The following is a 15,458-nucleotide window of genomic DNA, read 5'->3' on the forward strand; positions in this document are numbered from 1 at the left end:
TGAGCGACAATAGCACACCTAGTTAAGTGTACAAGAGAACTCATGAATCTTTCCAAAGAATTAGCTAATGCCATTCGCATGTTAAGTGTAGACGCAGTAGAACAAGCCCAGTCAGGACATCCAGGAATGCCGTTAGGCATGGCTGATATTGCCACCGTTTTATGGAAGAAGTTTTTAAAACACAATCCGAAAAATCCTCATTGGTTTAACCGCGATCGTTTTGTATTATCCAATGGGCATGGTTCCATGCTGATTTATTCATTGCTGCATCTGAGCGGCTACAACCTCTCATTAGATGATCTGAAGCATTTTCGTCAACTCAATTCGAAAACGCCGGGGCACCCAGAGTTTGGCCACACTCCTGGAGTAGAAACCACTACCGGTCCTTTAGGGCAAGGCTTAGCCAATGCAGTAGGCATGGCTTTGGCAGAACGCGTTCTTGCAACTCACTTCAATCGCGATGATTTGCATCTGGTGGATCACTATACCTATGCCTTTACTGGTGATGGCTGTCTCATGGAAGGTATTTCTCATGAAGCGTGTTCGCTGGCGGGTACTTTGGGTTTAGGAAAGCTGATTGTTTTCTATGATGACAATGGAATTTCTATTGATGGTAAAGTCGAATCTTGGTTTACTGATGATACAGCACAACGCTTTAGAGCCTATCAATGGCATGTCATCGAGGCAGTTAACGGCCACGATATGGATGCGATTGAGCAAGCCATTCTTAAGGCGCAAGCCAATACCACGCAACCCACGCTGATTATCTGCAAAACAGTAATCGGACTCGGTTCTTCCGTAGCTGGTAGTGAAAAAGCTCATGGCTCTGCATTAGGTGCCAAAGACGTTGCCAAGGTACGCGAATTTTTTAAATGGAACCATGAGCCTTTTGTTATCCCGGATACCATTTATCAACAATGGAATCATGCGGAACAAGGGGAAAAAGAAGAGCAACAATGGTTAATGCTTTTGAATGAATACCAACAACACTATCCTCAAGAACATCATGAATTCTTACGCCGTATCAATGGCGATCTTCCCGATGATTGGCAAAGCCAAAGCCATGCATTTTTTGAGCAGTGCCGCAGTAATGACAAAGCCATTGCGACACGTAAGGCTTCTCAACAATGCATCGAACATTTTGCCCGCATGCTGCCTGAAATGCTTGGCGGCTCCGCAGATTTAACCGGTTCCAATAATACCGATTGGTCCGGCAGCAAGGCCATTACTGGCGGGGACTTTACAGGGAATTACCTGTATTATGGCGTACGGGAATTTGGGATGGCAGCCATCATGAATGGTATCGCGGTCCATGGAGGATTTATTCCTTATGGCGGAACGTTCCTGGTTTTTGCCGACTATGCGCGCAATGCGGTACGTTTAAGCGCTTTAATGAAACAACGCGTTATTTATGTCTTTACTCATGATTCGATTGGCTTAGGTGAAGACGGTCCAACACATCAACCAGTTGAGCATGCGTCCATGTTGCGGATGACTCCAGGTATGAGTGTGTGGCGTCCTGCAGATTTAATGGAAACAGCCGTTGCATGGAAACTCGCTTTGGAGCATCATAATGGTCCAACATCCTTACTGCTTTCAAGACAAAATTTACCGGCATTGCCCCACAGTGCAAGCGCAGCAGAATTAATTAAAAAAGGGGGTTATATCATTATGGATTGCGAAGGCACTCCTGATGCCATCTTGATTGCTACGGGCTCGGAAGTTCAACTGGCACTTGCTGCTGCAGCACAAGTGAAAACACGCGGGCTTAAAGTGAGAGTCGTTTCCATGCCTTGTGCAGAACGGTTTCTGGAGCAAGACCAAAGTTATAAAGATGAGGTATTGCCCCAAAACATTCACACGCGTATCGCAATTGAAGCAGCCAGTTCGGCTTATTGGTATCAATTTGTTGGCTTACACGGTGCAGTAATTGGTCTGGATCGTTTTGGCGTCTCGGCTCCAGCAAATCAAGCCTATCAATATCTGGATATTACGGTAGAGCATATAATTAAAACTTTGGAAAAATTAGTACAAAAACATTATTAAAGAATTTGTAGCCTGGGTGAAGCGAAGCGTAACCCGGGAAACGCTCATACATCTCGGGTTACGGCTTTGTCTTTACCCAGGCTGCGATTCACTGCTATGAAGTTAAGTAACGAAGGCGGGAACCCATTTCTAGCGCGGCATAGTGCCACTTTAAGAATAGATTCCCACCTTCGCGGGAATGACAAAAATCCTTAACTTAATGGCAGTGAGACAAGATTAGAAGCTTAACTTGAGATAAGTAACTCATTACTAAAATTGGAGAGAAGTGATATGACAATACGTGTCGCGATTAATGGCTACGGTCGCATTGGCCGTTGTATCCTAAGGGCAATTTTTGAATCCAAAAAACAAAATGAATTTGAAATCGTTGCGATCAATGACTTATCCGCCATTGAGACTACAGCGCATTTGACCCGCTATGACACAACACATGGCCGTTTCACATCCGATGTGAAAGTTGAAGGCGACATGCTCGTGATTGATGGCCATGCAATCAAAATCATTGCCGAGCGTAATCCGCAGAATCTCCCCTGGAAAGAACTAAACATTGATTTAGTTTTAGAGTGTACCGGTTTCTTTACTGAACGAGAAAAAGCAATGCAACACATTACTGCTGGTGCGAAAAAAGTATTGATTTCCGCTCCAGGAAAAAACGTGGATGCAACCATCGTTTATGGAGTGAACCATCAAACACTTAAAGCATCGGACCTCATCGTTTCTAATGCGTCATGCACCACCAATTGCTTGGCACCTGTTGTAAAACCATTAAATGATGTTTTAGGTATTGAACACGGCTTATTGAATACTGTTCATGCCTATACCAATGATCAAATGCTTTTGGATGGAAGCCATGAGGATTTACGTCGCGCTCGTGCAGCAGCTCACTCGATTATCCCAACAAAAACTGGGGCAGCAGCAGCTGTAGGCTTGGTGTTACCTGAATTAGCAGGGAAACTTGATGGCTTTGCAATGCGTGTCCCGGTTCTGAATGTTTCTGTGATTGATTTGACCTTTACCGCAAAGCGTGAAACCACTGTACAAGAAGTGAATGACATTGTACGCCAAGCAAAAAGTCGCATCTTACAAATCAATGATAATCCTTTAGTATCCTGCGATTTTAATCATAACCCGGCATCGTCTATTTTTGATACTACACAAACCAAGGTGTTCGGCAATCTCGTAAAAATAGTCGCATGGTATGATAATGAATGGGGCTTTTCTAATCGTATGCTGGATACAGCACAGCAAATGATGAGTTGCTAAAACCCCAGTTTGGAGATAACTGATGAATCTGATACAAATGAGCGATGTAGACCTGTCTGGAAAACGGGTGCTAATTCGCGAAGATTTGAATGTTCCAATCAAAGATGGAATGATTACCAGTGATCAACGATTACAGGCAGCCCTACCCACTTTGAAAGCTGCCTTGGCTGCTGGCGCTGCAGTTATGGTCTTATCTCATTTAGGGCGCCCCGAAGAGGGAAAAATAGAACGGCGTTTTTCCATGCAACCCATTGCAGAATACTTGCAGGAAAACTTGGACTATCCTGTTCATTTCGTAAGTGATTACCTCAATGGTGTGGATGTTAAACCAGGTGAACTCGTGGTTTGTGAAAACGTACGCTTTAATGTTGGTGAAAAAAATAATGACGAGCAGCTGGCAAAAAAACTTGCCAGCCTCTGTGATGTCTTTGTTATGGATGCTTTTGGTACAGCCCATAGAGCCCAAGCCTCAACGTACGGTGTAGCTCAGTATGCAGCCATTGCCGTTGCAGGCCCTTTATTGGTGCGCGAATTGGATGCTTTGGAAAAAGCGCTTGCTGCCCCCAAAAAACCAATTGTTGCAATTGTTGGCGGTGCCAAAGTTTCTACGAAGCTCAGTTTGTTACGCCAGTTAGTTACCCTTGTTGATTATTTAATCCCTGGCGGCGGTATTGCAAATACCTTCCTCAAAGCACAAGGATTTGAAATTGGCGTCTCCCTTTATGAAGAAGAGCTGCTGCAAGAAGCACGTGAAATTCTCCAGTTAGCTAAAGAAAAAGGGTGCCACATTCCTTTGCCCAGTGATGTTGTGGTAGGCAAATCCTTTAGCGAACATTGTCCGGCCTATAACAAGTCGTTGCAAAATGTTGCCTCTGACGACATGATTCTCGACATCGGTCCTACAACGGTAAGTGAGTATGTCGATATTATTAACGAGGCCAAAACCATCATTTGGAATGGTCCGGTTGGCGTTTTTGAATTTGCACAATTTGCCTATGGAACGCGCGCATTGGCTATTGCAATTGCTGAAAGCGATGCATTTTCAATAGCTGGTGGTGGCGATACGCTTGCAGCGATTGATCTTTATGATCTGAACCAGCAAATTTCTTATGTTTCCACTGGAGGTGGGGCATTTCTTGAGTGTTTGGAAGGAAAGACCTTGCCAGCTGTTGCCATTTTGCAGGAGCGAGCAAAAGATGTTAAGACAAACTAAAATCGTTGCCACCTTAGGACCATCCAGTAGTGATCCGGCAATACTTCGTGCTATGTTAACCGCAGGTGTTGATGTGGTACGCATCAATTTTTCCCATGCAGATGCCTCTGCATTACAGCTCATTGCTTTGGTACGAGGAATTGCTGAAGAATTAAATCGGCCATTGGCAGTAATGGCTGATTTACAAGGACCCAAAATCCGCATTGGCCGCTTCAAAAATAAATCCATCACTTTGGTTGAGGGGCAAGCCTTTACTTTGGATTGCAATGCCCCTGAACTGTTAGGTGATACGAATGAAGTATCTGTGGCTTACCCGAGCCTATCGCGTGAACTGACCCCAGGAGATCACTTACTGCTTAATGATGGTTTAGTTGAATTAGAGGTCAAGAGCATTGCTAACTCCAAAATTCACTGTGTTGTCGTTGAAGGTGGCATCTTAAGTGATCTGAAAGGACTAAATAGAAAGGGTGGTGGATTAGCAGCCAGAACCATGACGGAGAAAGACAAACGTGATTTACGCACCGCCATTGAAGCGGAAGTAGACTACATTAGTTTATCCTTTGTAAAAGATGCCGAAGACATTCGTCATACCCGTGCACTTATGACTCAATTTGGCAAAAAAATACCCGTTATTGCAAAAATTGAACGCACCGAAGCGTTACAATACCTCACTGAAATTATTCAGGAAGCAGATGCAATTATGGTCGCCCGCGGCGATCTAGGTGTTGAAATCGGCGCTGCGGAAGTACCCGCGATTCAAAAACACATCATTGGCGAAGCCCGTCGATTAGACAAAGTAGTGATAACGGCAACACAAATGATGGAATCGATGATTAACAATCCTCAACCTACACGGGCAGAAGTTTCTGATGTTGCCAATGCCATATTGGATGGAACAGACGCGGTGATGTTGTCTGCAGAAACAGCCAGTGGTCAGTTTCCAGTAAAAGTTCTGAGCATGGTTAATAGGATCTGTTTAAGCGCTGAAAAACATGCCAGTTTTTACTATCACACTACGGATGAAACTTGTCATTACCACCGAGCGGATCAAGCAATTGCCATGGCAACAATGCACGCAGCCAATCACTTTCCCATTCAGGCAATTATTACCCTGACAGAATCAGGTGATACCGCTCTATGGATATCACGTCAACAAAGTACAGTCCCTATTATCGCTGTATCGGCTAATAAGCGAACTATAGGTCGTTTGTGCCTTGCCCATAATGTTTTCCCGGTATTCATGAATTATCATCAATTCGCTGCCGAAACATTAAATCAACAAGTGCTTGAGGAATTAATAAAGACAGGCCATTTGGAGAAGAAAAGCTTTGTTTTACTAACTCGCGGCCGAGTAATTGGCACAGCAGGTGGAACAAACAGTATGGAGATTATTCGGGTTTAAATGTAATCTATAATAAGTGTACTGCGGGGTAGAACCTCCGCATACGCATCCATTTATTTTGCGGGTGTAGTTCAATGGTAGAACCTCAGCTTCCCAAGCTGATGGCGTGGGTTCGATTCCCATCACCCGCTCAAAATTGAGTTATGAACTATTTTGATGGATGGATCCCTGCCTACGCAGGGATGACGGAGTGAGCAGGGTGATAGATCCATTAAAATTTTACAAATTTCTAGGGATCACTCAGGCATAAAGCGCGGTACGTAGCGAGGCATTTATAAAAATTCAATTAACTATTCAGTGATTTCTTCTTTTTTCTCATTTCGCGACAAGCCCAGTTTCTCTTTCAAACGTGCTACAACATCTGGATCATATTGTTTTGTTGTTTTATGCTTCACAACTACAGCCGTTGTCTTAGCCGGTTGAGCCGGTGCATTTAACGTATTGTATGTTGAAGAACGTGCTGGATAAGTAGGAAAATGATCCTCTGCAGCCATGGGTGATTGACTCATTATTTTCGCTTGAAAACTCGAGTTTTGCTGATTCGAATTGGATTGAGCTGGTGCTTTTTCTGTCTGAATTTTACGCGCATTTCTAACACTTTTTTCAACACGCTTTTTAATCTTGGCTGCGGCATGTTCTGCTTCTTCTTCAGTTACTACACCGCTCTCATTCCCGTACAAATCAACTCGCATTTCTCGCAGCTTTAAGCATGCCAAATAATCAAGTCGACGCGTAAACAAAACTACTGCTTCCCTTAATTTACTTTTGGAAATACCTACTTCTTCTGCCTTATCCGCAAAAAGCAAAATATCATCCATAATTCCCACTTTTAACGGGCGGATTCGTAACGAATTATCAAATGCCGCAGGGAAATTTGCAGCGAGCCACAATAATGCGTCTGTTCGTGCCTTTTTAGACTTATTTTTTTGAGCTTTATTAATAACGGCAGTGCGTGGGTGCAGCTCTTGTCTTCTCATTAGAGTACCCTTGTTAGATATTGAATGTCATATCCGGAAATGAAATCATTCACATTAAGAATGAGCGCACAATGTACAATGTTTAATGATTGTTTGCAAGCACTCTGAGTCATGTTCAGTAATTGCACATAAAAACTGGAAATCAAAAGTAGAAAAATAAGCGCTGATAGTCCTATAATGAAAACAAGATTGCTTTAATCAGCACACTGATGTTGATACTATTTTCGTTGATATATCTAGCCCGATATATCATTTGAATACGTATGGAGCATATATGACAAATTTCATACAAAAAATGTTTATGCTATTTCTTTCCGTGTTTTTTCCATGGATTGTGTTCTTAATGAATGATAATCCTGGTGCAGCATTTGTTTCCTTAGCCTTACAAGCTACAGTGATTGGATGGCCTTTTGCAACCATTTGGGCATGGCGAACACACTATCCTCCCTCAAAAGAAAAAAAATAACTTATTTCATAAAGGAGAACTATGTTAACTCGTGTTATTGTTAATGGGTCCAAAGGTAAAATGGGCTCCCTAGCCTGCGAAACCCTGCAAAACCATAAGGAATTTGAATTAGTCGCACAACTTGGCAAAGAAGATGATTTGGCACAAGCCATCAAAGACACTAAAGCGCAAATTGTTATTGATCTGACTCGTGCAGATTGTGTTTACCAAAATAGCCTCACGATTATCAATCACGGTGCACATCCTGTTATTGGCACATCTGGACTGCTTCCTGAGCAAATTAAAGAATTAACTGCTTTATGTGAAAGCCGCCGTCTGGGAGGAATTATTGTTCCTAACTTCTCTATAAGTGCGGTCTTGATGATGCTCTTTGCCGCCAAAGCTGCTGAATACTTGCCTGAAGTAGAAATTATTGAAGCACATCATCAACAAAAACTAGATGCACCATCTGGAACTGCTTTAAAAACTGCTGAAATGATTGCCGCAGCACGAAAGAATCCTAAGAGCAAATTACATCTTAAAGAACTAATTCCTGGTGCACGCGGAGGAGTACACTGTGAGGTCAATATTCATTCCTTGCGTCTGCCTGGCGTGATTGCCCGCCAACAAGTCATTTTTGGTAGTGTAGGCGAAACACTAACCATTACGGATGACTGCATTGACCGACGTAGTTTTATGCCTGGAATTGTTTTGTCATGTCAGAAAGTAACAGGATTATCTACATTAATCTATGGACTTGAGCATTTACTCTAATTAAAAAATCCTAAAGCTTCTCCACTGTAGTTGAGTGAAGCAAAGCGAGCAACTCGGAAATTAGTTTGATACTACCCCCTATTTCTTTGCGCTTTGCTTCATCCTAACGTTCCCTTATAAACTATTTACCTCATTAAGATATGACTCTTTAGACTTAGTAAACAAATCGCTCCATTCTTTTACTGTCTTTTCAACTAACTCAGGAAAAAGGGCGTCATTATTTGGCCTTAAAAATGCGCGTAAACGACCATAAACTGAATTAGTAGCCTCGGTACGGCTTTCGTCTGACTCGGGCCGCTCTAATGCAATTTGGAGTATCTTTTCAACCCGAACAATATTATCTTTCCCAGCGGATGGATTCTGCATTAAATCAAAAATTTTCTGTATTCCATCAGGGCTAGTCGGCGGCTCAGGAAAAAATACTGCAGACCACCGTGACCCTGAATCTATCGGAGTAAACAGGCTTTTTTCATTAATTAATGGATGTAAGGCATCATAAAGCCGATTGCAATTTGTTTTACCTAATTGTCGCGCAGCCAAACGACAAAGCAGTGTATTTCCAGGGAATAAATATTCTTTTACTTTTTTAGAACCGCCAATAAAAATATTTTTCACTTCATTATCAGTGGCAATCCGGTCATCCTCTTTAAGCGCCCGCTCATTATCCAGGCGTTTGGTAATCTCAGTGGCTATATCTTCTGGTAAATACCAATCAGGAGTTTTTATTCCCTCGGATCCTGGCGCATTATGCCCTGCATGTTCATGCTGATGGCGGCTCATATACAAATCAGCGACCAAGGACACAAAACGAATGCGATTTTTTTTATCCGAAAGTTCATCAAATACAGGCCAGCTTCCATAGAGTTCTTTATAAAGGATCATGGCATCAGTGTGAATAAGCTCAATCGCTTTCCTGTCCTTGCCGCTCACACAAGAACCATAAGAATAGCCACCAATAGCCAAAATAATCAGCTGCTCCAAAGAACTCAAAAACAATTCTCTGCCAGCATAATCAAAAATCGTTGCCGTCCCTGGTTTTGACTCTAAAACACTTTTATATTGCTCCAAAAGCGTCTGCAGCCCTGGGGTCGAAGAAACATATTTTTTCGCAACAGCCAATAAATTCAAACCGTCTTTATCATTTGACGGAGTATAATAAATCCGTTTTGCTATATTATAGGGGTGATTGCTTTGGAGAATTGCTTGCGTTTTTGCTCGCCGTTCTACAGCAGCTCGCGCTAATTTGTACAGCTCCAAATCCGGAGGTAATGTTGGTAAATAATCCGTTATCCAGTTCGGCACATAGTCTGCTGCATGAATTGGACTAATCAGCGTTTGTAACAGTGCAAGCTGCTCTGACTTCGAATGCTCCATCACTTTAGCAAGATTTGAATCGCTATGGCGCTGTTGAACTGCCTGTGGCCATTCCAATCCATCACGCGTGGCAATATGGCTCGAGCGATACCGCTTCTTGGAGAGTTCACGAATTTTTCCTTCACGGCTTACTGCCAATAAACTGTGAGCCGCATAATTTGCAGGTAAAGGCAGTGTTCGATGGCGGCTGGATAAAAAGGTAACTGCATCTTCTTCCCGCTCAAACTCTTTAAGTACATGCCCCAGGAAAAACTGCTGATGATGAGGTAATACCCAATACCATTGTGGAATACTTGAAATGTGCCCCACTGTGTCAGCGCATTCCCTCTTAAAATTCTCTGAGGTGAGCAGCGTTTTAAACTGGTTTAAGTTTTTATCCAAATTATAAGGGTCAGCCGCCAAAATTCGCATCATTTCTCGCAGATGCGGGCTCAGCTGATTAAACCATGCAGGAAGCGGTGAAGATCCCGTAGCAATTTGTTGTAGGTCTGTAACCAAACTGATTGCTTTCTTTTTTATTGATTTCCAATTGAGTAAGAAATCATTAAAATCATGAACCACTTCAGTAGGGCTTTCGATTGCTCGATCCAGATTGCAAAAATAAGCTTGTTGATACTCATTAAGAGCATAAAACCAGGGTGGAGTTTTCGGATATTTTTCTTTTTTTATTTGCTTTAATTCATTTAGAAATTGATCGTAGTAAGGAGGAAGTGACTCGTCGAGCTGGATAATATAGTCATCCTCTCCCAGCTTCATAGGCGTTAATGTTGCCAGATCATAGCGGCCATGACGCATTAAGTCATACTGCTCCGCCTCGTTCAAAAGCTCAAATGCTTCTTTAATAGAAACACCCCATACCAAAGCAATCACTTCCAGTAATTTGGCAGTATATCGTTCCAACTCTACATGCAGTTCATCCGGTGAGCCCTTTGCTTCTAATGCACTATCTTTACATTCACCTACATATTCTTCCAAAGTGCTTTTGGCTAAAAAGCTGCTCTGAGGCGGTAGTGGGTATGCATCAAGAAGAAAGGAGAACGCATTACGAAAACTATTAATCCGTCGCTCATAACTGCGGTGATTATCGGGCTTCTGGTGGTAAGTTTCTAGAATATAGCCAGGAAAGCGAATTTCTAAGGCCTGGAGTACTTCGTGTGGTAATTCGGTACCATAAGGTACACGTAAAATAATTCCTTTTCCCATCGATTAATTTCCTTAACTACTTACCCCAGTTCAAAATAACGCCGGTGCAAAGCGATTCAAAAAGAGGTTATTTTAGTCCTAATCTCTTCGTTATTATTGTATAAATAATTCCATGAAACAATTACAATAATCACTTAATTTGATAAAAATAATAAAAAGGAGTTTGCTAATGAGCTATATTGTTCAACATTATATTGGTGGCCAATTAATCACTGAGGATACTACAAGCCACGCTATTTATAATCCAGCTCTGGGAGAAGTAGTCGGTCAAGTTCATTTTGCGTCCAAATCACTTTGTGATAAAGCAATTGCCACTGCCAAAGAAGCAGGGATAGGATGGGCACAAACCCCAGCAATTAAAAGAGCACGAATCCTTTTTAAGTTCCGCGATTTATTAGAAAAAAACCAAATGGATCTCGCACGCATCATCACCCGCGAACATGGTAAGACTTTAGATGATGCCAAAGGTTCTGTAGCACGAGCTATTGAAGTAGTGGAATTACATTGCGGCCTGGTCAATCAACTTCAAGGAGATTTTTCCGCTGACGTAACCAATGGGATTGATTGTCATACATTAAGACAACCCATAGGGGTATGTGCGGGCGTTTCTCCTTTTAATTTCCCGGTTATGGTTCCAGTATGGATGATGATTCCAGCGATTGCTTGTGGTAACACTTTTATCTTGAAACCCTCGGAACAAGATCCTTCTGCCCCTGTCCGTTTGTTGGAATTATTAAGTGACGCAGGACTTCCAAATGGCGTTGCCAATTGCGTGCATGGTGATAAAACGACAGTAGACCATCTGCTCGCTCATCCAGATATTGTTGCCTTTACTGCGGTTGCTTCTACACCGGTTGCTCAACACATTTATACTACAGCAACATCTTATGGAAAACGCGCGCATACATTTGGTGGAGCAAAAAACCATTGTATCGTAATGCCTGATGCGGATCTGGATCAAGCTGCTGCTGCGATTGTGGGTGCAGCATATGGTTCCGCAGGCGAACGATGCATGGCCATTTCTGTGGTTGTTGCTGTAGGCGAACATACAGCGGATGCTCTAATTGCAAAAATGACACCGCAAATCAAAGCGATGCACATCAATGCAGGTGATGTACCTAATACCGATATGGGGCCATTGATCAGCGGAGCACATCGAGAAAAAGTCTTGGCAGCTGTAGATAAAGGCGTAAATGAAGGAGCAAAATTAATTATTGATGGCAGAGCATTTAAACATTCTGAACATCCACAGGGCTTCTTCATGGGCCCGTGTTTGTTTGATCATGTTAATGAAGATATGTCTATTTATCAAAATGAAATTTTCGGGCCAGTTCTTGTGATTGTTCGTGTCAATCATTTTGATGAGGCGCTTGATTTAGTCAATAGAAACCAGTACGGCAATGGAACTGCAATTTTCACCCGCGATGGATTTAGTGCTCGTGAATACAGCCAGCGCGTACAAGTGGGCATGGTGGGGATCAACATTCCTATTCCTGTCCCTGTTGCCAATCATCCTTTTGGCGGTTGGAAACATTCTTCTTTTGGTGACACCAACATGCATGGACAAGAAAGCATCAATTTCTATACCCGACGCAAAACAGTTACCAGTAAATGGCCTGTGAGTGAAATTAACGAAAGTGCTTTTATTATGCCAACGCATGATTAAGGCAATAGAATAATTAATGTAGCCTGGGTGCAGCGCAGCGTAACCCGGGTTTATCATACGGAATCCCTCGGGTTACGGCTTCGCCTTCACCCAGGCTACATTGGTACATTACACGGAGAATTCAATGGCAAAAATAGGATTTGTGGGACTCGGGCATATGGGCTTACCCATGGCTATCAATCTTGTTAAAGCAGGACATCAGGTTACTGGATATGACCTACAGCAATCTGCTTTACAGCATTTTTCTCAAGCAGGTGGCCTGATCGCGCAAAACGCCCAGGAAGTCGCCAAAGAAAAAGATGCCTTGATTACGATGCTGCAAAATGGGCAACAAGTGTTGAACGTTTGCCACGGCGCTAATGGACTGTTCCAAACCGCAAAAAAAGGCGCTTTATATATTGATTGCTCCACCATAGACGTCAACAGTTCACGTGAACTTCATAATCTGGCCAAACAACACCAGCTGCAAGTCGTTGATGCGCCTGTCTCTGGAGGTGTAGCCGGAGCAGGAGCAGCCACACTAACGTTCATGGTTGGAGGCGAAGAAGACGCGTTTCATGCTGCGAAGCCTATCCTGGCAGCTATGGGGCAAAAAATAATTCATACTGGCGGCGCAGGAAGTGGGCAGGCAGCAAAAATATGTAATAACATGATTTTAGGGATCTCCATGATTGCCATTTCAGAAGCCTTTATTCTCGCAGAACAACTGCAATTGTCCCCGCAAAAACTCTTTGAAGTGGTAAGCAATGCTTCAGGTCAATGCTGGGCGATGACCAAATATGCACCTGTTGCCGGCGTGTTAGAAAATGTTCCTGCCAACAACGAGTACAAACCTGGATTTGCGGCAGCAATGATGCTTAAGGATTTGCTGCTCAGTCAAGATTCAGCACACTCAGTCAATGTAAATACTCCATTAGGTGCCAAAGCAACAGCTATTTATCAGCATTTTATTGACCAAGGTATGGGTGATTCCGATTTCTCCGCAATTATTAAACTAATTTCCCAAGGCGAAGAGGTATAATATGCATGCTCATTTATTCAATCCCAAATTAACGCCAACGGAAGATTCAATAACTGAATTTTGGTCTGAAGTGGCGCAACAAACCATAGATTGGCTTCAACCTTGGGATACAGCGCTCACTGGGGGATTAAAACACGGTGATGTAACCTGGTTTAAAGGGGGAAAATTGAATGTCAGCATGAACTGTTTAGACAGGCATTTACCACAAAAAGCGAATCAACCAGCAATTATTTGGGAAGGCGATGAGCCAACCCAACAAAAAACCCTGACCTTTGCTGAGTTACATGCTGAAGTATGCCGTATGAGTAATGTGCTCAAACAGTTAAAAGTAAAAAAAGGGGATAAAGTAGCCATCTATTTACCTATGATCCCTGAGGCAGCAATTGCCATGCTTGCTTGTACACGTATTGGTGCAGTACATACAGTCATCTTTGCCGGTTTTTCTGCCAACGCATTAAGACAACGGATACTCGCCTCAGAATGTACCTGTCTCATCACCGCAAACCATTTCAGTCGAGGCGGTAAAATAATTGCTTTAAAGAAACAGGTTGATGAAGCATGCCATGATTTACCCTTACAAAGACTACTCATAAAAACAAGTGATGATTCTAGTGCCTTTGATAAAAATAAAGAGTGTTGGTGGCATGAGCTTAAGGACAATGTAAGCCCCCACTGCGAGCCCGAACCCATGGATGCAGAAGATCCTCTGTTCATATTATACACTTCTGGAAGTACTGGCCAACCTAAAGGGGTAGTCCATACAACCGGAGGATATCTGGTGCAGACAGCGTACACGCACGAATTAATCTTTAATTGTCAAAAAGATGAAGTATTTTGGTGTACTGCAGATATAGGGTGGGTTACAGGGCATAGCTATGTAGTTTATGGCCCACTTTGTAATGGAATTACGACCTTGATTTTTCAAGGAATTCCCACTTGGCCTGATTCTTCCAGAGATTGGCAAATCATTGATAAGCATCAGGTCAATGTGTTTTATACTGCACCCACAGGGATACGCGCCTTAATGCGCGCAGGCGATGAATGGTTAGCATCCAGTTCTCGAAGTTCCTTGCGATTACTGGGATCAGTAGGGGAACCCATTAATCCTGAAGCATGGCAATGGTATTATCAAAAAGTAGGGCAAAACAGATGCCAAATAGTAGATACCTGGTGGCAAACTGAAACCGGAGCAATAATGATTAGTCCCAGAGCTGATGATCCGATTAAAAAGCCGGGTTCAGCGCGTCAACCAATCCCAGGCGTCATTCCTGTATTGCTCAATGAACATGGCCATGAAATAGCGGGGGCTGGTGAAGGGTTTCTGGCAATCAAATACCCTTGGCCCTCTATGGCCAGAACAATCGCTGGCGATCACCAACGTTATTGCATGACCTATTTACACCATGGCTATTACATAACAGGAGATGGCGCAAAACGAGATGAAGACGGTGATTATTGGATTACCGGACGGGTAGATGATGTGATTAACGTATCAGGACATCGCTTAGGTACTGCAGAAATCGAAAGCGCGCTGGTGAGCCATCCTGCTGTTACGGAAGCAGCTGTAGTAGGTATCCCCCATGATCTTAAAGGCCAGGGCATTTACGCCTATGTCATTTTAAAACAGGACTTCACTGCTGATACTACCTTGAAAGAACAATTACTCCAACAAGTCAATAAAGAAATAGGGCCTATCGCAAAACCCGATGTCATTCATTTTGCTAATGATTTACCTAAAACACGTTCAGGTAAAATCATGCGGCGCATTTTGCGCAAGATTGCAGGCAAAGAAATCCAGAGTCTGGATGAGCTTGGGGATATCTCCACTTTGGCAGATCCACAAATTGTTGAGAAATTGTGGGAGGAATCGAAGTAATCCTAAACAATGCGAAATTTTCCTGTATTCTGTCATCCCTGCACATTCCGTCATCCCTGCGCAGGGATAACAACCTTTCGATATCACTGCAGACTGTATAATACGTATTTTTTTGTTTAATTTTTTGAGGAACTCTCAGCATAAAGTGCGGTATGTAGGCGTGATATAAAAAATTTGTTATGTGGTAATAGATTTATC

At 42.8% G+C, this 15,458-nt stretch carries 11 protein-coding genes and 1 tRNA gene; 10 read left to right on the forward strand and 2 right to left on the reverse strand.

Annotation, left to right across the window (positions count from 1 at the left end; genetic code table 11):
• The first annotated feature begins 42 nt into the window (after positions 1-42).
• From tkt to DY223_RS16050, 5 genes are all read left to right on the forward strand, one after another.
• A complete protein-coding gene (tkt, locus tag DY223_RS16030; protein ID WP_058458387.1) occupies positions 43-2,046 on the forward strand; it encodes a transketolase in 2,004 nt (667 codons plus the stop codon).
• A gap of 270 nt (positions 2,047-2,316) precedes the next feature.
• Complete coding sequence (gene gap / locus DY223_RS16035; protein ID WP_058458386.1) at positions 2,317-3,309, forward strand: type I glyceraldehyde-3-phosphate dehydrogenase; 993 nt, start codon at positions 2,317-2,319, stop codon at positions 3,307-3,309.
• A 22-nt stretch (positions 3,310-3,331) separates the two neighbouring features.
• Entirely contained in the window at positions 3,332-4,522 is a 1,191-nt protein-coding gene (locus tag DY223_RS16040) for a phosphoglycerate kinase (RefSeq protein ID WP_058458385.1), read from the forward strand.
• A complete protein-coding gene (pyk, locus tag DY223_RS16045; RefSeq protein ID WP_058458384.1) occupies positions 4,506-5,924 on the forward strand; it encodes a pyruvate kinase in 1,419 nt (472 codons plus the stop codon). The genes DY223_RS16040 and pyk overlap by 17 nt, the downstream gene beginning before the upstream one ends.
• A gap of 60 nt (positions 5,925-5,984) precedes the next feature.
• A tRNA-Gly gene (locus tag DY223_RS16050) sits at positions 5,985-6,055 on the forward strand.
• Between the two features lie 159 nt (positions 6,056-6,214).
• Here the strand turns inward: DY223_RS16050 and DY223_RS16055 are convergent.
• Entirely contained in the window at positions 6,215-6,901 is a 687-nt protein-coding gene (locus DY223_RS16055) for a ProQ/FinO family protein (protein ID WP_058458383.1), read from the reverse strand.
• A gap of 274 nt (positions 6,902-7,175) precedes the next feature.
• Between DY223_RS16055 and DY223_RS16060 the strand changes: the two genes are divergently transcribed.
• On the forward strand, positions 7,176-7,367 hold the full coding sequence (locus tag DY223_RS16060; protein ID WP_058458382.1) for a hypothetical protein: 192 nt from the start codon (positions 7,176-7,178) through the stop codon (positions 7,365-7,367).
• 21 nt (positions 7,368-7,388) lie between these two features.
• Positions 7,389-8,120, forward strand: coding sequence for a 4-hydroxy-tetrahydrodipicolinate reductase (dapB, locus tag DY223_RS16065; RefSeq protein WP_058458381.1), 732 nt, complete (start codon positions 7,389-7,391; stop codon positions 8,118-8,120).
• Between the two features lie 114 nt (positions 8,121-8,234).
• Here dapB and DY223_RS16070 read toward each other — a convergent pair whose 3' ends face one another.
• A complete protein-coding gene (locus DY223_RS16070; RefSeq protein ID WP_058458380.1) occupies positions 8,235-10,697 on the reverse strand; it encodes a hypothetical protein in 2,463 nt (820 codons plus the stop codon).
• A 169-nt stretch (positions 10,698-10,866) separates the two neighbouring features.
• Here DY223_RS16070 and DY223_RS16075 point away from each other — a divergent pair, with 169 nt between their 5' ends.
• From DY223_RS16075 to acs, 3 genes are all read left to right on the forward strand, one after another.
• Positions 10,867-12,363, forward strand: coding sequence for a CoA-acylating methylmalonate-semialdehyde dehydrogenase (locus DY223_RS16075; RefSeq protein ID WP_058458379.1), 1,497 nt, complete (start codon positions 10,867-10,869; stop codon positions 12,361-12,363).
• 124 nt (positions 12,364-12,487) lie between these two features.
• Complete coding sequence (gene mmsB, locus DY223_RS16080) at positions 12,488-13,384, forward strand: 3-hydroxyisobutyrate dehydrogenase (RefSeq protein WP_058458378.1); 897 nt, start codon at positions 12,488-12,490, stop codon at positions 13,382-13,384.
• Position 13,385: 1 nt separating this feature from the next.
• Complete coding sequence (gene acs, locus DY223_RS16085) at positions 13,386-15,260, forward strand: acetate--CoA ligase (RefSeq protein ID WP_058458377.1); 1,875 nt, start codon at positions 13,386-13,388, stop codon at positions 15,258-15,260.
• Positions 15,261-15,458: the final 198 nt, after the last annotated feature.

Origin of the sequence: Legionella bozemanae, from assembly GCF_900450575.1 — a bacterium.
In the GTDB taxonomy this organism is placed as follows: Bacteria; Pseudomonadota; Gammaproteobacteria; order Legionellales; family Legionellaceae; genus Legionella; species Legionella bozemanae.

Coding starts and splice junctions, on each gene's coding strand:
- tkt (WP_058458387.1), top strand. CDS start 43: ATGAATCTTTCCAAAGAATTAGCTAATGCCATTCGCATGTTAAGTGTA.
- gap (WP_058458386.1), top strand. CDS start 2,317: ATGACAATACGTGTCGCGATTAATGGCTACGGTCGCATTGGCCGTTGT.
- DY223_RS16040 (WP_058458385.1), top strand. CDS start 3,332: ATGAATCTGATACAAATGAGCGATGTAGACCTGTCTGGAAAACGGGTG.
- pyk (WP_058458384.1), top strand. CDS start 4,506: ATGTTAAGACAAACTAAAATCGTTGCCACCTTAGGACCATCCAGTAGT.
- DY223_RS16055 (WP_058458383.1), bottom strand. CDS start 6,901: ATGAGAAGACAAGAGCTGCACCCACGCACTGCCGTTATTAATAAAGCT.
- DY223_RS16060 (WP_058458382.1), top strand. CDS start 7,176: ATGACAAATTTCATACAAAAAATGTTTATGCTATTTCTTTCCGTGTTT.
- dapB (WP_058458381.1), top strand. CDS start 7,389: ATGTTAACTCGTGTTATTGTTAATGGGTCCAAAGGTAAAATGGGCTCC.
- DY223_RS16070 (WP_058458380.1), bottom strand. CDS start 10,697: ATGGGAAAAGGAATTATTTTACGTGTACCTTATGGTACCGAATTACCA.
- DY223_RS16075 (WP_058458379.1), top strand. CDS start 10,867: ATGAGCTATATTGTTCAACATTATATTGGTGGCCAATTAATCACTGAG.
- mmsB (WP_058458378.1), top strand. CDS start 12,488: ATGGCAAAAATAGGATTTGTGGGACTCGGGCATATGGGCTTACCCATG.
- acs (WP_058458377.1), top strand. CDS start 13,386: ATGCATGCTCATTTATTCAATCCCAAATTAACGCCAACGGAAGATTCA.